This window comes from Actinoplanes sp. NBRC 103695 (genome assembly GCF_030269485.1).
Taxonomy (GTDB): domain Bacteria; phylum Actinomycetota; class Actinomycetes; order Mycobacteriales; family Micromonosporaceae; genus Actinoplanes.
This window is the reverse complement of record NZ_BSTL01000003.1, coordinates 355,673-373,145: the sequence shown is the minus strand read 5'-3', so window position 1 is coordinate 373,145 and position 17,473 is coordinate 355,673. Positions and strand designations below refer to the sequence as shown.

16 protein-coding genes are annotated in these 17,473 nt (G+C 71.4%); 7 read left to right on the top strand and 9 right to left on the bottom strand.

Annotated elements, in window-relative coordinates; translation table 11 throughout:
• Positions 1-249: 249 nt before the first annotated feature.
• Positions 250-825, bottom strand: coding sequence for a TetR/AcrR family transcriptional regulator (locus tag QSK31_RS06310; RefSeq protein ID WP_285681868.1), 576 nt, complete (start codon positions 823-825; stop codon positions 250-252).
• 91 nt (positions 826-916) lie between these two features.
• Between QSK31_RS06310 and QSK31_RS06305 the strand changes: the two genes are divergently transcribed.
• Positions 917-2,317 carry an FAD-dependent monooxygenase gene (locus tag QSK31_RS06305; protein ID WP_285681867.1) on the top strand — a complete coding sequence of 467 codons (1,401 nt, stop codon included), beginning with the start codon at positions 917-919 and terminating at the stop codon, positions 2,315-2,317.
• 12 nt (positions 2,318-2,329) lie between these two features.
• On the opposite strand, the gene QSK31_RS06300 is transcribed toward QSK31_RS06305, so the two are convergent.
• From QSK31_RS06300 to QSK31_RS06290, 3 genes are read right to left on the bottom strand one after another with little or no spacing between them, the layout of a single operon-like run.
• On the bottom strand, positions 2,330-2,992 hold the full coding sequence (locus QSK31_RS06300) for a response regulator transcription factor (protein ID WP_285681866.1): 663 nt from the start codon (positions 2,990-2,992) through the stop codon (positions 2,330-2,332).
• On the bottom strand, positions 2,989-4,158 hold the full coding sequence (locus tag QSK31_RS06295) for a sensor histidine kinase (protein ID WP_285681865.1): 1,170 nt from the start codon (positions 4,156-4,158) through the stop codon (positions 2,989-2,991). Before QSK31_RS06295 ends, QSK31_RS06300 begins: the two co-directional genes overlap by 4 nt.
• A 22-nt stretch (positions 4,159-4,180) precedes the next feature.
• On the bottom strand, positions 4,181-6,358 hold the full coding sequence (locus QSK31_RS06290; protein ID WP_285681864.1) for an MMPL family transporter: 2,178 nt from the start codon (positions 6,356-6,358) through the stop codon (positions 4,181-4,183).
• 274 nt (positions 6,359-6,632) lie between these two features.
• Here QSK31_RS06290 and QSK31_RS06285 point away from each other — a divergent pair, with 274 nt between their 5' ends.
• Positions 6,633-7,874, top strand: coding sequence for an alpha/beta hydrolase (locus QSK31_RS06285; RefSeq protein WP_285681863.1), 1,242 nt, complete (start codon positions 6,633-6,635; stop codon positions 7,872-7,874).
• Between the two features lie 93 nt (positions 7,875-7,967).
• Here the strand turns inward: QSK31_RS06285 and QSK31_RS06280 are convergent, their stop codons facing one another.
• Entirely contained in the window at positions 7,968-9,083 is a 1,116-nt protein-coding gene (locus QSK31_RS06280; RefSeq protein WP_285681862.1) for a hypothetical protein, read from the bottom strand.
• 227 nt (positions 9,084-9,310) lie between these two features.
• Between QSK31_RS06280 and QSK31_RS06275 the strand changes: the two genes are divergently transcribed.
• From QSK31_RS06275 to QSK31_RS06265, 3 genes are read left to right on the top strand one after another with little or no spacing between them, the layout of a single operon-like run.
• Positions 9,311-9,925, top strand: a complete 615-nt coding sequence (locus QSK31_RS06275) for a hypothetical protein (RefSeq protein ID WP_285681861.1) — start codon at positions 9,311-9,313, stop codon at positions 9,923-9,925.
• Positions 9,926-9,968: 43 nt separating this feature from the next.
• Positions 9,969-10,292 carry a PadR family transcriptional regulator gene (locus tag QSK31_RS06270; protein WP_285682051.1) on the top strand — a complete coding sequence of 108 codons (324 nt, stop codon included), beginning with the start codon at positions 9,969-9,971 and terminating at the stop codon, positions 10,290-10,292.
• A 1-nt stretch (position 10,293) separates the two neighbouring features.
• Positions 10,294-11,322 (top strand): hypothetical protein, encoded by a 1,029-nt coding sequence (locus QSK31_RS06265; protein ID WP_285681860.1) that lies wholly within the window; start codon positions 10,294-10,296, stop codon positions 11,320-11,322.
• Between the two features lie 61 nt (positions 11,323-11,383).
• Here QSK31_RS06265 and QSK31_RS06260 read toward each other — a convergent pair whose 3' ends face one another.
• Together QSK31_RS06260 and QSK31_RS06255 are read right to left on the bottom strand one after the other, a co-directional pair.
• Entirely contained in the window at positions 11,384-12,610 is a 1,227-nt protein-coding gene (locus QSK31_RS06260; protein WP_285681859.1) for an FAD-dependent oxidoreductase, read from the bottom strand.
• A gap of 167 nt (positions 12,611-12,777) precedes the next feature.
• A complete protein-coding gene (locus QSK31_RS06255; protein ID WP_285681858.1) occupies positions 12,778-12,903 on the bottom strand; it encodes a hypothetical protein in 126 nt (41 codons plus the stop codon).
• Positions 12,904-13,115: 212 nt separating this feature from the next.
• Between QSK31_RS06255 and QSK31_RS06250 the strand changes: the two genes are divergently transcribed.
• Positions 13,116-15,092, top strand: coding sequence for a M48 family metalloprotease (locus QSK31_RS06250; protein ID WP_285681857.1), 1,977 nt, complete (start codon positions 13,116-13,118; stop codon positions 15,090-15,092).
• A gap of 40 nt (positions 15,093-15,132) precedes the next feature.
• On the opposite strand, the gene QSK31_RS06245 is transcribed toward QSK31_RS06250, so the two are convergent.
• Positions 15,133-15,456, bottom strand: a complete 324-nt coding sequence (locus tag QSK31_RS06245) for a hypothetical protein (protein WP_285681855.1) — start codon at positions 15,454-15,456, stop codon at positions 15,133-15,135.
• Between the two features lie 21 nt (positions 15,457-15,477).
• Here QSK31_RS06245 and QSK31_RS06240 point away from each other — a divergent pair, with 21 nt between their 5' ends.
• Positions 15,478-16,347, top strand: a complete 870-nt coding sequence (locus tag QSK31_RS06240) for an SDR family NAD(P)-dependent oxidoreductase (protein ID WP_285681854.1) — start codon at positions 15,478-15,480, stop codon at positions 16,345-16,347.
• Positions 16,348-16,602: 255 nt separating this feature from the next.
• On the opposite strand, the gene QSK31_RS06235 is transcribed toward QSK31_RS06240, so the two are convergent.
• Entirely contained in the window at positions 16,603-17,448 is an 846-nt protein-coding gene (locus tag QSK31_RS06235; RefSeq protein ID WP_285681853.1) for a S1 family peptidase, read from the bottom strand.
• Between the last annotated feature and the right edge of the window lie 25 nt (positions 17,449-17,473).

The window sequence follows — 17,473 nt, the reverse complement described above, 5'->3', positions numbered from 1 at the left end:
GACCCCGCCGCCGGTGACGCGACTTCGGCGCTTTCCGCTCGCTCGATTGATCCGCCATGCCCTCTTGACGGAAACGACGGCAGCGAAGGTGGCACGGTATTTGAAACTACTTTGCGTCCCTATCGGGTAACGCGCCCTTAATACGCGACACCTGCGCCTTTGCAGGGGTTCAACGAAATCAAATGCAATATGTCTCTTCGTCGAGGAGCCCGGCGGGGCGCGCACGAGGCGACGCGTAGGGAGCAGGGGTCAGTCCGGCCGGCCGGTGAGGTAGTGCTGGAGCACCGGGGACATCCAGGCTGCCAGCTCATCGGCGCTCATGGCCACCACCGCGGGCAGTTCCAGCACGTAGCGGGTCAGCGCCAGGCCCAGCATCTGCGTCGCCAGCAGGCCGGCCCGCTGCCGGGCCAGCTCCGGATCGGGCTCGATCGTGGCGATCAGCGGCTCGATCTGGTTCGCGACGAGAAACCGGGAGCGCTCGGCCGCCGCCTCCTGGGTCGCCGCGACCCGCAGCAGCGCGATCATCGTGTCATTGCGCTCACAGAGGTCGAGCAGGTGCCGGACCAGCGCTACGGTCCGCTCGGCGGGAGCGAGCAGCGTCAGGTCCGGCAGTTCCAGACCGAAGTCAGCCGCCGCGGCCAGCAGCTTCTCCTTGGAGCCGTAGTAGCGCATGACCATCGAGGGATCGATGCCGGCCTGGGCGGCGATGGCGCGGATGGTGGCCTTCGCGTACCCGTCGGCGGCGAAGCGTTCCCGGGCCGCGGCCAGGATCGCCGCCCGGGTGCGGTCGGAGCGGCGGGGCGGCACATCCTGGTCCACGGTCATGCCAACAACTGTAGGCCTACACCCGTTGACTCTCCCGTCCGGCGTCCGGGAGGATGGGCCAACAGTTGTTGGCAAGCGGAGGGTGATCGCGATGGATACCGATGTCCTGATCGTCGGCGCCGGCCCGACCGGCCTGACGCTGGCGGGTGACCTGACCCGGGCCGGGGTCGCCCACCAGGTGCTGGAACGTCGATCGTCGGAGCCCAACACCACCCGCGCGTTCGCCGTGCACGCCCGGACCCTCGAGCAGCTCGACGTACGCGGGGTCGCCGACGAACTAGTCGCGACCGGCCGGCGACTCCCCGGCATCCGGCTCTTCAACCGGGCCACGGTGAGCCTGGCCGGCGTGCCGAGCCGCTTCCCCTTCGTCCTGGTCACCCCGCAGTACGAGACCGAGCGCGTACTGGCCGGTCGCGGCGCCCGGGTGACCTCCGCCGCCGCCGTGGAGTCGGTGGACCAGGACGCCGACGGCGTCACCGCCACCCTCGCCGACGGTCGTACGCTGCGGGCCCGTTACCTAGTCGGCTGCGACGGCGTGCACAGCGTGGTCCGCCGCTCGATCGGGCTGTCCTTCCCCGGCCGGTCCGTGTTGCGCTCGATCATGCTGGCCGACGTGCGGCTGGCCGAGGTGCCCGCGGAGACGCTCACCGTCAGCTCCGCCGTCGGCGCCATGGCCTTCATCGCGCCGTTCGGCGACGGCTGGTACCGGATCTTCAGCTGGAACAGCGACGAGCGGCTGGTCTCCGAGCCGGTCGAGCTCGACGAGATCCGGGCGACGGTCCGCACGGCGTGCGGCACCGACTTCGGGATGCACGATCCGCGCTGGATGTCGCGCTTCCACTCCGACGAACGCCAGGCGCCGAGCTATCGGGTGGGGCGGGTCTTCCTGGCCGGCGACGCCGCGCACTGCCACTCCCCCGCCGGTGGACAGGGCATGAACACCGGCATCCAGGACGCCGCCAACCTCGGCTGGAAACTGGCCGCCGCGGTCCGCGGGCACGACCGGCTGCTGGACAGCTACGAGTCGGAGCGGTACCCGATCGGCCGGAAAGCGGTGAAGACCTCGGGCGCCCTGGTCCGCTCCGGGATCGCCCGTTCGCCGCTGCAGCGTGCGCTACGCATGGCGGCGATCCGGATCCCGCTGAGCGTGCCGGCGATCCGCCGCAAGAGCGCCATCATGATCTCCGGGGTCGGCATCGGTTACGGCGACGGCGCGGCCCGGGTGCCGGACGGTCCGCTGGCCGACGGCCGCCGGGTCTACGAGGTGTTGCGGGACGGCCGGTTCGCGCTGCTCGGCAAGCCGGATCTCGACATCGGCGCCTGGTCCGAGCGGGTCACCCTCACCGGGGCGACCCCGGCCGGCGACCGGATCACTCTGGTACGCCCGGACGCGTACGCGGCGTGGTCAGGCTCCCCGGCCGACACCACCGGCCTGCGATCCGCGCTCCTGCACTGGTGCGGCGAGCCGGCCCGGAAGCCCGCGAAGCGGTAGCCGGCCCGCCGCTCATCGCACCCGGACCAGCCCCTGCTGGTAGGCGGCGACGACCAGCTGGGCGCGGTCGCGGGCCTGCACCTTCATCATCGCCCGGTGGATGTGCGTCCGTACCGTCAACGGGCTCACCACCAGCCGTTCGGCGATCTCCTGGTTCGACAGGCCGTGGGCGGCCAGCGCGGCGATCTCGCGCTCCCGGTCGGTCAGCGCCGCCAGCGATCCCCGGGGCGGCCCGCCGGTGCGGCCGGGAGCGGACAGGAAGCGATCGATCAGCGCGCGGGTGGCCGCCGGCGAGAGCAGCGCCTCCCCGCCGACCACGGTCCGGATCCCGGCGAGCAGGCTCTCCGGCGTGACGTCCTTGCCGAGGAATCCGCTGGCGCCCGCCTCGAGCGCGCGGGCCACGTATTCGTCGGTCTCGAACGTGGTGAGGATCAGCACCCGGGTGCGTGCGAGCTCGGGCGTGGAGCAGATGCGCCGTGTCGCGGCCAGCCCGTCGAGGACCGGCATCCGGATGTCCATCAGGACCAGGTCCGGCCGGTGCCGGCTGGCGAGATCGGCGGCTTCCTCGCCGTTCGCGGCCTCGGCGACGACCGTCATGTCGTCACAGGAGTCGATCAGCATGCGGAACGTCGAGCGCAGCAACGCCTGGTCGTCGGCGAGCAGGATCTGGATCATCGGGGTACCCGGTCTTCCTGCCAGGGGGCCAGTGGGATCGTGAGGGCGACCGCGTACCGATCGTGGCCGGCCGGACCCGTCCGGACCGACCCGCCGACCGCGAGCGCGCGCTCGCGCATGCCGATCAGCCCGTAACCCCCCGTTCCCGCGGGAGTGGGCCGGGCAGAGGTGTTGACCACGTCGGCGGAGAACGTGTCCTCCTCGTACGCGATAGAGATCGTGACGACCGGGCGGACCGCGTGCTTGGTGACGTTGGTCAGGGCCTCCTGGACGATCCGGAACGCGGTGAGCTCAACCAGCGGCGGCAAGGGCCGCGGCGTCCCGTCGGTGACCACGGAGACGTCGATCCCGGCCGCCCGGCAGGCCTCGATCACCTCCTGCAGCTGGTCGAGGCCGGGCGCCGGCGAGGTGCCCGCCGAGGTGCCCGCAGAGGAGTCGTCGCCGGGGCCACGCAGCAACCCCACGGTCGCCTTGAGCTCCCGCAGAGCAGCCGACGTGGAGCCGCCCAGCCCGGCGAGCAGCTCGCGTGCCTGCTCGGGACGCTTCGCCAGCAGATGGGCCGCGGTCCCGGCCTGCGCGTTCGCGACGGCAAGGTGATGCGCGACAACATCATGCAGGTCACGCGCGATGCGCAGGCGTTCCTCGCTCAGCCGGCGACGCAGGTCGTCCTCCCGGCCGCGTTCGGCGTCCTCGGCGCGGGCCTGGACCATCCGCAGGTACGCCCGCTGGGCATGGGTCATCCGCCCGGCGAACACCGCCGGCAGCAGCCACAGGGCGACGCCGACGGTCCGCAGAAGCAAGGAGCCTCCCGTCGGGTCCGCGTCGCCCGCCGCACCGCCCAGCATCACCGCGCCCACCGAAATCCCCGTCCACCAGGCGGCCGCTTTCGTCTCGCCGAGAACCGTGAGCCGATACAGGCATCCGATCAGCGGGGCCAGCAGCAACGGCGTCGGCAGGTAGCCGGCCGCGCACGCGGTTGCCTCGCAGCAGATCGCCACCACGGTCGCCGCGCGCGGATGGCGGCCCGCCGCGAACAGCGCCCCGCTCGCGACCAGGCTCAGCAGCACACCGGGAAGCAGCTCGGCCGGCCGGAGGATGCCCTCGGTGCTGAGACTCGCACCGAGGGCGGCGAAGATGAACGCGACCAGCGCGACCAGCACGTTCATCGGGCCGACACTACCTGGCTCATCAACGCGCGATCAGCACCGGAACGGGCTCCGGCTCAGGTTCCGGCTCGCCCGTCGACTCGCCCTCCACGTCGACGTGCGGCACCATCCGGTCGAGCCATCGCGGCAGCCACCAGGCCCGCTCGCCGAGCAGGTGCAGGACCGCGGGCACCAGCGTCAGGCGCACCACGAAAGCGTCGAAGAAGACCGCACACGCGAGCGCGAGACCCACCATCTTGATCAACGGTTCGTCGGCCGCCGCGAACCCGCCGAACACCGCGATCATGATCACCGCGGCCGCGACGACCACCTTCGAACTCTGCTCGAACCCGGTGACGATCGCGTCGTCAGCCGGCCTGCCGTGCGCGTGGGCCTCCCGCATCCGCGACACCAGGAAGACCTCGTAGTCCATCGCCAGCCCGAACACGATGCCCACCAGAAGGATCGGCATCAGGCTCATCACCGGCCCGGTCTGCTCGACGCCGAGCAGATCTGCCGCCCAGCCCCACTGGAACACCGCGACGATCACCCCGAGCGCGGCGAACAGCGACAGCAGGAAACCGAGCGCCGCCTTGACCGGGATCCAGACCGAACGGAACACCACCAGCAGAAGGAGCACGGCAAGACCGATCACGATCGCCACGTACGGCACGAGCGCCGACCGCGTCTTGTGCGCCATGTCGATGTCCAGCGCGGTGGTGCCGGTGATCTCGTACGTCACGTGACCGGCGGCCTCCACACCCGGCCGCGCGGCCCGCAGCCTCCGCACCAGATCCTCGGTGCGTTCGTCGGCCGGGCCGGTCGACGGTACGGCGGTGAGGATCGCCGTGTCGCCCCGCTGGTTGAAGGTCGCCTTCGACACCGACGCCACGCCACCGGTCGTCCGCAAGCTGTCCGCCACGGCCGCCACCGCTCTCTCGGGGTCGGCGACGCCGCGCGCGTCGACCACCACCGTCAGCGGACCGTTGAACCCCGGACCGAACGCCGCCGCCCGCAGGTCGTACGCGCGTCTCTGGGTCTCGGTGACCGGCAGCGAGGCATCCCCGCGCGTGCCGAGCTGCAAGGACAAGGCCGGTACGGCGATCGTGGCCAGTAGCGCGACACCGGCCAGCGTGATCAGCAGCGGGCGGCGCAGCACCAACCGCATCCAGGGACCCGCCGCCGAACGGCGGGCCGGGATGTCACCGCCGCGGCGCTGCGCCCGGGAGAGCACCAGATTCGGCGCGAAGCCGAGCAACGCCGGGACCAGGGTCAGCGCCACCAGGACGGCCACCACCACCGCACCCGCGGCGGCCAGACCCATCTTCGCCAGCGACGGAATGCCGACCACCGACAGCCCGGCGAGCGCGATCACCACGGTCGTCCCGGCGAAGGCCACCGCGGAGCCGGCCGTCCCCACCGCGCGACCGGCCGCCCGCTCCGCATCATCGTTGCCGTGGCGCTCCTCCCGGAAACGCGACACCACGAACATCGCGTAGTCGATACCGACCGCCAGCCCCAGCATCAGGGCGAGCATGCCGCTGGTGACGGTCATGTTCAGCGGGCCGGCCACCGCCCAGACGCCGAGGAACGAGACGGCCACCCCGATGATCGCCGTGAGGAGCGGCAGACCCGCTGCCACCATGGACCCGAAGGTCATCAGCAGCACGACCGCGGCGATCGCGACCCCGGCGAGCTCCATGGCACCCATCTTGGTGCCGGTCTTGAGCGCCGAGCCGGACATCTCCGCCGTCAGCCCGGCACCGCGCGCCTGTTCCACCGCGCCGGCCAGCGCGGCGCGTGACTCCTCGGTCACCTCGGACGAAGACACCCCGTACGACACCGACGCGAACCCGGTCGAACCGTCGGCGCTGATGCTCCCGCCGGCCGAGGGCGGGACGACCCGCGACACCTGAGTGCCGCCGGCAACCGACGCCAGCGCCGCGTCGACGGCCCGCGCGTTCGCCGCGGACGTCAGCGCCTCGCCGGGCGGAGCGACGAACACGATGGTCGCCGAAGCCCCGTCGGCGGCGGCACCGGGGAACCGCTCCGCGATCAGGTCGAAAGCCTGCTGCGACTCGATTCCCGGCATCGTCGCCCTGGTGTTGACCGGTCCTTCCGACCCGGTGGCGAGCAGCACCGCCCCGCCGAGCGCGAGCAACCACACCGCGACCACCAGCCACCGCCGGCGATAGGAAAAGCGACCGAGACGACTGAGCATGCCTGCCATGACGCGACACTCCACTTCTGTGGTGAACGTTGCTCACAGCCTCTCGGCCCGGCCACGGCCGCGTCGTCGTGCAGGCGCAGGCTCCGGATACGAAGATCGCAGTACGAGGTGCGCGACGCGGCCCGGCGTTCCGCCCCTCGGGCACCCAGCCATCCGGATACCTCGGCTCGGCCTCGTCTGAGGAGTCTCGTGGTACCGCGGTACCACGCGCGGGCAGCACCGCAGGCGGATGGCAGGACACGGTCGTCTCCGTAGCGTCGCATCCATGATCGACGCCACAACGCCGGGACGATTCCGGAAACTGCTCGGCGCATTCCTCGCGGCCGCGGCGGTGCTCGTCGCCGTCCCGTTCTTCTTCGCCGCGCTACTCGTCACCGCCGGGGCGACAGGAAATGCCATTCTTTCGTACGCCGCCGCTGCCCTGATCGCGTCCCTGATCGCGACGGTCGGGGCGCGTCGCGGGAGTATCCGGGCCGGCGTCCGGGCCGGCCTGTCCCTGGCGATGGCGGCCGGGCTCTCCTGGGCCTGGTTCGGCGCTCCGATCACCGGCACGGCAATGCCCGGCTCGGCGGCCGTGCGGTACTGGGACCTGCCGACCGGCTCACGGATCGCCTACGTCCGGATGGCGGACAAGGTGACGCACCCCGAGCCGGTGATCATGGTCCATGGCGGTCCCGGCGCGCCGTCATCCGGCAACGACGAGTTCGCCCCGCACCTCGTGGCCGCCGGCTTCGCCGTCTACGACTATCAGCAGGTCGGTTCGGGCCGGTCGAGCCGGCTGGAGACGAGCGAGTACACGGTGGCCCGGCATGTGGCCGACCTCGAGGCCATCCGGCAGAAGCTGGCCGTCCCGGCGATGGTGCTCGTCGGGTCTTCCTGGGGCGGCCAGCTCACCGCTGAATATCTCGCGGCCCATCCCGGCAAGGTCGCGAAGGCGATCGTGGCGAGCCCCGGCGCCATGTCCGGCGACTCCTTCGGCGACGGCAGCCCGGCACCGGGCGGCCAGGACCAGAGCCGTCAGCCGGCGGCTCACCGGCGCTTCGCGGCGACGTTCTTCCTGGGTCAGGTGGGCGGGCTGCGCGCCGCCGCCACACTGATGTCCGACCGCACCGCGGACGCGCTCTATCAGCAGTTCGTGGGCAGCCTCAACATGAGCTCCGGCTGCGGCGCGGCGGCCGAGGTCCACGCCCGGCCGGCCGGTTACGGCCTCTGGGCCAACATCGCCACGCTCAGATCCGCGGCGAAGACGGCCGACCCCCGCCCCAAGCTGCGCCACGACGAAACGCCGCTGCTGGTGCTGCGCGCCCAGTGTGACTACCTCGACTGGGAAGTGACCCGCGATTACCGGGACACCTTCCCGAGGGCCGTGATGCAGACCATCGACGGTGCCGGGCACACCGTCCTCGCCGACAGGCCGGACGAGACCGGCGCCGCCGCTGTCGCCTTCCTCACCGGAAAGGCGCTACCGGACAAGCCCTACCTGGCCGCCGAAGAGCCGTGGAGCTGACGCCGAGGCGCACAGGTGCGGCTGTGGCTCCTCGACCGCCGGGAAGAGCTGACGGTGACCGCCACCGGACCCACGACCGTCCACACCTGCTCGTCAGTCGTACGGCGGATCCCAGCCGTTGTTGCGGGACAGGCCGCGCAGCTCCACCTTGGACTTCTCGCGGATGACCGTGACGCTCTGTTCCTTGGCGTTGGTCACCACCACCGTGTAACTGCCTTTGCCCTTGTTGAGGATCTTCACGACCGCGCCGTCCGGTTGCCGGCGTGGGAAGGCCTGCTTGAGGAGTTCCAGCTCGTCCGGGGTGAGCTTGCCGCGTTCCAGCTGCCGCAACAGGCCGTGTTCGGTGTCCTTGGGCGGGTCGGCCGCCGATCTCTGGCGCTCCGCCTCGGCCTCCGCCTTCTCCCAGTCGCGCTCGGCGGCGGTCTGTTCACCCTTCTCGGGTGGCTTGTCCGACCCTCCCCCGCCGCCGCCCGACGCGGTCGACATCAGCGCCCCGGTCCCGATGCCGGCCTGGGCCGCGACCTGGGCCGGCACGGTGTTCACGGCGACTACCGCGAGCGTGCCGCCCTTCTCCATCAGCACGACCGGGCCGGCGGCCGGCGGTGCGCCACCGGACGGGCCGGACGGGCCGATCTTCCTGGTGAGCAGCAGCAGAACCGCGTCGACGCCGATCTCGGCGACCGCGTCGGCGAACTCCTGACCGGCCTGGTCGAGCTCCTCCTCGGAGGTCGCGGAGCTGGCGCCGGCGAAGGCGACCAGATGCTGGGCGGCGCGCAGGAGCCCGGCGCCCACGAACACGACGCTGAGCGCCAGGACCAGGTCGGCGGCCCACCCGACCGGGGTCAACTGGGAGATCGCGAACACGGCGGCGAACGACAGCAGCGCCGCCACCAGCGCCTCGGGCGACAGGACGGACAGGATCCGCTCCCGCACCGCGGCGGCGATCGGCGCCCGCTGGAACGCCTCGACGAGCCGTTCGGTCGGGCTCATCGCGGCGACCCGACCGGCGGTCGAAGGCGCGGCGGGGGCACGCTGCGCGGTCGCCGCGCCCCGGAGCATCGTCGTGACGGCTCGATTGCCGGCGGAGCGTTGCAGACCGATCAGAGCGCCCGGGGCATGTTCGGCGAGGGCGTCGCTCCGATCCACCGCGGCGGGCGCCGTGCGACGCAGGTCGGCGCGCCTTTCCCGGTCTTCGTGAATCGCCGTCATCCGGGCCCCCCGAGGTTGCGTCCGGCGTCAGCTCCCATCGAGGAGTATGAGTGACGGCGCGCGGCCGGGTCCATGCCGCACAGGTGCGGCATGGACAGACGGCCGTAGTCGTGGGACAGCGTCTCGTCGCGCGAGCCGCGCCATCGGCCGCGGGCGGGAGATCTGCCTGGCAGAAACCGGCCCGAGGTCCGATGCCGACTCGACCCGCCCTTTCCTACGGTCGATCCATGCCATTCTCGACAAGCCCGGCCTACGACCTGCTACTGACCGAGGATCGGAACTATCACGCCGCGCTCCTGGTCGTCGGCGGCCTTTTCACCCTCCTTCTGCTGCTCTTCTCCGTGTTCTCGTGGGTGCGGGGCCGACGGGCATCCCGCCGCACCTTCGCGCGGCGCACCTACGTCGTGTTCGCAGTGGTGAGCCTGGCCCTCGGCCTGGTGATGTCCGTGGTCTTCTGGGCGAACGTGACCAGTGTCGCCAACCCTCGGCGGACGCTTGCCGGAACGACGTTCTCCCCGCTCGGCGAGGCGTGGCTGCGGGCGGGCAGCGCGCAGATCTCACCGCCGCTCCAGCAGGCGATCGACGACCGTCTCGCGTGGCAGCTGCCCAAGGCCGTCATCTGCAGCGTTCTGCTGGTGGCTTTCGTGACGCTGACCGTCCTTCTCTGGCGAAGGCTCCTCCGTCAGGCGGCCACCGGCGAAACGGTCCGTGGACGCGGCCGCCGGCTGACGCTGGGCGGCGGCGTCCTGTCGGCCGGTGCCTGCCCGCTGCTGATGGTGATGGTCATCGGCAATGCCCAGAGCGCGTACGCACCGCTGTTCCCGACCGTGCTCCACGGTTGACCATAGGTTGATCATTTACCTATACTTCCGGGTCATGAAGGCCATGCGGGAACCCACGTTCCTCATCCTGACCGCGCTGGCCGAGGGCCCCCGACACGGGTACGGGGTGATCCAGGTGGTCCGTGAGCTGTCCGATGGCCGGGTCAGGCTGCTGACCGGCACGCTCTACACGGCGCTGGAGCGGCTCACCGCCGAGGGCCTCGTCGTGCTCGATCACGAGGAACTGGTCGACGGCCGCGGTCGTCGCTATTTCCGGCTCACCGGGGCCGGGCGCGACGCGCTGCGGGCCGAGACCGCCCGCCTGCGCCAGCTCGCGACCGCGGCGGAGGCCAGGCTCGGCGGCGCGCTCCGGCCGGGGGTGGCCTGAGATGGCGTACGCCTGGCTGCTGGCCGCCTACCCGCGCGACTACCGCCGCGAGCACGGCGCCGAGCTGTTGGAACCACTGATCGCCGAGGCCCGCCGCCCGACCGTACGCGAGACCGCGAACCTGGTCGCGCACGGTTTCCGCACCCGGCTCGGCCGGCCCACGAGCCGCACGGTGGTCGCCTGGGCGGTGCTCGTCACGGCGATGACGGGCCTGTTCGGCGCGGCCTTCGGCTCGCTGGCAGGCTGGCGGACCGCCGACCCGCTGCCGCCACCCGCCCGGATGCGGACAGTGCTGGCCGACGCGTTGCCCGGCCGCTCCTTCGCCACGATCCACGACCCGGGGCCGTCGCCGGCGGAGACCGAGTTCGAGCTTCTGGGAACGGATCTGAGCTGGGACGACGTCGACGGCCTGCTGTTCGGCACGGGCGCCGGGTACCAGGCGACGGCGGCGGTCGCGCAGGCCCGGATCCCGACCGGCGTCGACCCGGCAGCACTGACCGGTCACACGTCCGCACGGCTGGCGGCGTCCGGCTGGTCGGTGCGAGCCTCGACGCCGGCGCGCATCCGCGCGAACCGCGACGGCCTGGTGCTGACCCTGACGGTGGACCCGGCCGGTGCGGGCACGGCCGCCTCGATATTGGCGGAATTCGAGCGCACGACCCCGGCCGGCGTCTGGATCGGCGCCACGGCCGGTGGCTTGCCGGCCGCAACGGTCGCGTTCCTGATCTTCGCCTGGGCGAGCCGCCGCACGGGCCGGCCCGGCCACCCGGCGCGACTGGCGGTCGCGTTCCCGTTCGGTCTGGCCATGCTGTTCTGCCTGGCCGCGGTGCCGGCGGCGACCGCGCTGCTCGCGTCGTCCCTGCGCGGCCGGCCACGGGCGGGCGGCCTGCAGCCGTGGGAGTTGCTCGACCGGCCGACACCGTCGCTGCTGTTCGTGGCCGGCGGCGCGTTCGCCGTGCTGTCTCTGTTCCTGGCGGCCCAGCCGGCCAGCCGCGAGCTACGCCGGGCCGAGGAGACCGCCGGCTGGTAGAGGCGACAGATTCCGGCACGGTTGCCCCGGTCGCGAACGGCCGGGGCGACCGCGTCATCGGTCAGCGCGGGAGAGGATTCTGCGACATACGCTGTTCACCCATCCGAACCGATTCACGGACGACGTCGAATCCGTACGCGACCATCTCGTCCTCGTATGCGGCGAGTGCCTCCGCGACAGTGGACGTGCCGTCAGCGACCCTCTTGAGCCGGCGCGACAACAGAGCACCGTCTCGCATGGCGAGGTTGGCGCCCCGGCCCAGCGTCGGCGTCATCGCGTGCACGGCGTCGCCCAGCAGGGTCACGGTGCCGTGCCGCTCCAGCTGACCCGGCACGCTGGTGTCCATCCCGACGCTGAAGAACGACTCCGGCTCCGCGGCCGCGAGCGCGTGCCGGGCCGGCTCGGGCCAATCCGTGAGCACCGACAGGGCCACGTCCTGCAGCCGAGCCGGCGGCATGGCTCGCAGTTCGTCGTGGCTGTGCGGAAAATGCTCGTGACGGCCGCCGACGATGCACACGGCGTATCTACCGCGCGGCTCGAGCAGGCAGGGCCGGCCGGCCCCGCGGGCCGCGGCAGACGGCTCGGTGGGAAAGTCGACGGCGCCCAGGCCGAGAAACACCTTCCGGTTGTCCATGCCGATCGCGAAGATGTCCTGCAGCACCGCGTCGGGCAACACCGCCACGGCGGCCTCCCAGGGGATACGGCCGTAGATCGCCTGCACCCCGGCGTCCATGGTCCGCAGGTTCGGGGCACGCTGAGCGCGTACGGCGGAGCGGATGCCGTCAGCGCCGACCAGGATGGTGCCGTGGGCGGTCGTCCCGTCCGCGAAAGCAACCGTCACGCCGTCGGCAGTGGACTCGTACGACGCGACCTGCCTGCCGAAGTGGATGTGCTCCTCGAGACCGTCGAGCAGGATCTCCCGCAGTGTGGCGCGGTCGACGTTGCAGTGCACGTTCTCGTCGCTGACGTACTGCGGCCAGTGCTCCGCGTCCTGACCATCATCGGTCGGGATCTGCTTGACGACCTCGAGGGACGTGTTCAGGATCGTGGTGAAGGCGGTCGTCCGCATGGCGGTGGCCCGAAACAGGGCGTGGCGCTCGGGCGGCAGCACCTCTCGCAGGGCGTGGAGCGCGTCGGCTTCCAGGTGCAAGCGGTAGCCCTGGGGCCGATCCCACGGGGTGGCGTCGCGCTCGAAGAGCTGCACCGGAATGCCGTGGCCGAGCAATGCCTGAGCGAGGCTGAGTCCGCCGAGGCCGGCACCGGCGATCAGGACGGTGGGTTCTGACATGGGGAGTCCCTTCACTGTTCGGAAGGGACGCACTGGGAGGAGGCCCTTGCAGAACCCCATCTCGTACGAGCAACAAGTGCCACCCGGACTACCTACCGGGCCGTGACTTTCGCACGTCCACCACCAATATAGCGATCTTCAGCCTCGCCCGGCAGAACGGCTGACATCTACGGCTTCGAGAGCAGCGGCACGAGGGCAGGGACGCCGACCTGGTCCTGCTGGACGCCGATCCGACCGCCGACGTCGCCAACCTGCACCGCGTCGTCGCCGTCGTCCGAGCCGGAGCCAGCCACCGTCCGGAGCGGCAACGCCGATGAGAAACCGTCTCCGAGGCTCGGCCAGGACACCGGAACCGGCGAACCCGATCGGCTGAAGCAAGGTCCGGATAACAGCGGAATGCCGGACCTGGCCGATTTCACGAATCTGCGATCAAGACGGGACCTGTGACAGTTTCGGCGCGCCCGACCCCGCCCATCGGAGGACTGCCTTGTTCGGATCGCGCCGCGTGACCGCGGTCCGCCAGATGGCGACGGCCACGGCGACCCCGGCACGGCTGGTTCGTCTGCCCTCTCCCGGCGTGGCCCGGTACGGAGCTGTTCTCCTGCTGCTGGCGGCGGCCGGCATGTTCGCCGGGCATACCACTTTCAACGCGATCCAGGGGCAACGGTGGGTGGCGATCGTCAAGGTGTGCGCCGCGGGACGCCCGCTCGACGCGGTGCCGGACGTCGCCACCGGCGCGGTCTACCTGCGGTGCCTGAGCGCGGTGGAGTGGGACCGGGCCGGGTACACCTTCGGCGGAGCGCTCGTGGTGCTGTTGCTGGGCGCGCTGCTGATGGTGCTCCTGCCGTACCGGCTGCTGTGGCGGGCCGGGCCACTGAGCCCGGCCGAGCCTCGGATCACCACCCGGACCGGCACGGCGGTCAAGGTGTTCTTCGGCGGCGAACGGCTGACGGAGGCGTTCGCCGTACGCACCCTGCGCGGCACCCGGATCATCCTTCCCCGTGGACTGCGCCGCCTGCCGGATGACCAGATCGACGCGGTGCTCCGGCACGAGGCGGCCCACGTACGCGCCGGCGACGTCACCCTCGTCTGGCTGACCCGCGGCCTGTGGTGGGCGCTGATCCCCGCGCTGCTCACGCCCATTCTGATGATCAACCTGCAGGTCTTGAGGTCCTATCCGGACGAGCTGCCCAAGGCCTCGCTGCTCCTGCTGATGAACATGGTCACCCACGCCTTCTACTGGAACTACGCGCTACGCAGCCTGCTCCTGCTCGCCGTAGCCGCCGTCGTGGCGGCCGCCGTGCTCCGGTCCCGCGAGCACGAGGCCGACCTCACCGCCGCGGAGGGCGGCGAGGCGGGCATGCTGGACCTGCTGCGCGGCTCGTCGTCGCCACGGCACCGGTGGTGGCGCCGCCTCCAGGCGATCCATCCCTCACCGCGGCGCCGCCTGGCGGCGCTCGATGATCCGCACCGCACGATGGAACTTCGCCCCCTGGACGCCGCGACGGCCGGGCTGCTGATCGCGATGATGATGCCCGTCCTGCACCTGGCCCTGCCGACGAGCCCCGGGAACTGGCTGGTCAGCCAGACCACCCATCTGACCGGCCTGGTCGCGGGAATCCTCTTCGCGCTGGTCTGGGGAACAGCGCTGTGGCGGGCCGCGCTGGTCGCGGAGCACACCGGCCGCCCGATGCGGCTCCGCGTCACCTCGGCGACGCTGGCCGTCGCGACCGCAGCCGGGCTGCTGGCGCACATCTCGGGAGCCTTGTTCCTCGGGCGGGGTGTGTTCGACAACAACACCATTCTCGTCCTGCTCCCGCCCGCCGTCGGAGGCGCGGCCGCGGCGAGCGGCCTGCTGGCCCGCGCCTGGGCCCGGCACTCGGCCGGTCGCCCGGCGGGCAGACTGACCTGGGCGGCGATCACCATCCTGAACACGCTGCTCTTCACCGGCGCGCTATGGATCAGCATCGACATCTTCTCGATCGTCAACGCCCGCGGCTGGGTTTCCGGGCTGACGACCACCATGGGCTACTACGCCATGCTCAAGCCGGGCGCGATCACGGTGGCGGTGTTGTGGGTGCTCGGCCTCCGCTGGACCGCCGTGCGTCCCCGCCCCTCTCGCACGGCGCTGCTGGTCGGCGTTCCGGTGGTCGCCACCCTGGCCGTCCGGTGGCTGGTCGTCAACAGCCCCACCGACCAGCTCACCTCCCTGTACCGGGACCTCGGGACGATGACGGCCGCCGGCGGCCTGGTCGTCGCCGCCCTGCTCGCCCGGCGCGGCCGCGCCGGGCTGGTGCCGGCGATGGCCCTCGCCCCCGCCGCCACCCTGCTGATCGGCGCGGCGATCTGGCTGCGCTACCTCGCGTCCTGGGACCACACAGCGGCGGCCGCCGGCCAGTACCTCACCTCGGCGTTCGCCGCCCTCGGCCCGGTCTACCTGCTCGCCGGCCTGATCACCCTGCTCCCCCGGCTCCGCCGCTGACGGAGACTCGTTGCCGCGCGCACCACGAAGCGTCCACGGGTCAGACCGGATCGGTGAACGAGACCGGCTTGCCGGTGGCGCGGGCGTAGGCGATCTCCCTGCTCGTGGACTCGCCGACATACCCGCCTGGGTTGACGACCAGAACCCGGTCAGCCAGATCGATCTTGCGCAGGTGGAGGGCGCCCAGCACGGTCTTCTGCTCGTCGGTGATCGGCTCGTCTGCTTCGTGGTCCCCGCCGCGCGGGAAGACGCCTGGCGCGACGACGATGACGCCTGCGAAGGTCAGATCACGGTTCGCCGCGCGCATCTCGTCCACGAAGCGGGTGGAGCCGCAGATGCAGACAATCTCAGGTCGGTCGGGCACGGCTCAGTCCTTCGGGTCGACATGGGTGCACCTTCGAACGAGTGTCAGCGCAACAATTTGCCGGATTGGCAAGAGACTTGGATCTACTCGCCGACGACCGCGAACCTGACCGACATGACTGAGCCAGCATCGCGGGAGACGTTTTCCACGCCCTCCAACCTCGACGGTCGTACGGCGCTCGTCACGGGTTCCACCAGCGGCATCGGCCGCGCCGTGGCCGACAACCTCGCCGCGCGTGGTGCCCATGTGATCGTCTCGGGCCGCGACGCCGGACGAGGGACCAGCGCCGTCACGCTGATCCGCGAGCGTGGAGGCAGTGCGGACTTCCTGGGCGCCGACCTGACCACCAGGACGGGAACCGCCGGCCTGGCAGAGCGCGCGCTCGGTGTCACCGGGCAGATCGACATCCTCATCAACAACGCCGGCGTGTTCTCCTTCGGGCCGACGTCGGCCACCACCGAGGCAGGGTTCGACGCGACCTTCGCCATCAACGTGAAAGCGCCGTACTTCCTGGTTCAAGCGCTGGCACCGGCCATGGCCGAGCGTGGCTCCGGCGCGGTGGTCAACATCCTCACCGGCGCCGCCCACCGCGGTTCGGTCGCCGCGGGACTCTACGGCTCCAGCAAGGCGGCGCTGTTGTTGCTGACGCAGGGCTGGGCGGCCGAGTTCGGGCCGTGCGGCGTACGCGTCAACGCCGTCAGCCCCGGACCGATCCGGACGGAGGGCACCGACGACGGCGCCGGGCTCGAATCCGTTGCCGCCGCACTGCCTGCCCGCCGCCTCGGCAACCCCCGGGAAGTGGCGGCCGCCGTCGCCTTCCTCGCCGGCGACGAAGCCGCCTACATTCACGGCGCGGTGCTGCCCGTGGACGGTGGAGCCATCGCCGCATGAACGCGGGCCATCCTGGGCAAGGCGATCCAGGCCGCCGCCTGGACGATCGTCACGAAGGACTGGGCGCTGCACTACGCGGTGGGCTACCTCTACTTGTGCAATGCGGTGCTCGGCGCCGGTTGGCCGCTGTTCTACCACTTCGCCTGACCGTGCGCGCGGAGTTCGGTGAGCAGGTGGGCAGATCACCATCCCTGCCGTCCACGGGCGTCGCGCCAGGGACAAGTGCCACCACCCACCCCTGGCGCGTCCGTCCGATCAGGAACCGAACCGGGCGACCCACTTGCCGAGCTTCTTGTTGCTCAGCTGCGTGTAGACGCCGGGACGGCCGGTCGCGGCGCAACCGTAACCCCAGCTGACGATGCCGATCTGCAGGTACTTCGGCTGGGCGCCGGGAACCTTGACGAACAGCGGGCCGCCGCTGTCGCCCTGGCACGAGTCCTTGCCCGCACGGCCGGCGCAGATCTCGGTACCCCGCTTGAGGTTGGGATACGAGACCTTGCACTCGTCGTCGGACACGATCGGCACGGTCACTTCCTGCAGGCGGTCCGGCGCGTACTCGCCGGGACCTCCGCCGCCCGGGCCGTCCGGGTCGAGCACGGTGCTGCCCCAGCCGGCCGTGATGACGTCGCTGCCCGGGCGCTCGGCCGCGTCCGTGCCCGGGGTGACGAGCTGGATCGGCGTGATACCCGGCACGAAGTCGTCCAGGAACACCAGAGCCGCGTCGGCCTTGTCGTAGACCGAGATGCCGGCGACACCGCGCACCAGGCCGTCGTCGGCGGACTGGGCCGTGCGACCGACGACGACGCGCAGCTGCGGCGCGCCCTCCTCCTCGAGCCAGTTCACGCAGTGTGCCGCGGTGAGCACCACGCCGCGGCCATCGATCAGAGTTCCGCCGCAGCCGTGCTGCCAGGAGGTTTCGCCCTCCCACTGGAACTGCAGCGAAGCCATGAACGGGTACTTCCCGTCAGGCACGTCGGTGCCACCGATGATCTGCGTGGCCGGAGGCTTCGGCGGGTCGGCCTGAGCCACTCCGCCCGGCCAGATGGACGTGACCGTCACCGCCATGGCGGCCACGGCCGCCATCGCTCGTAGTTTGCGCATCCAATCATTCCCTTCACCCGTTTAC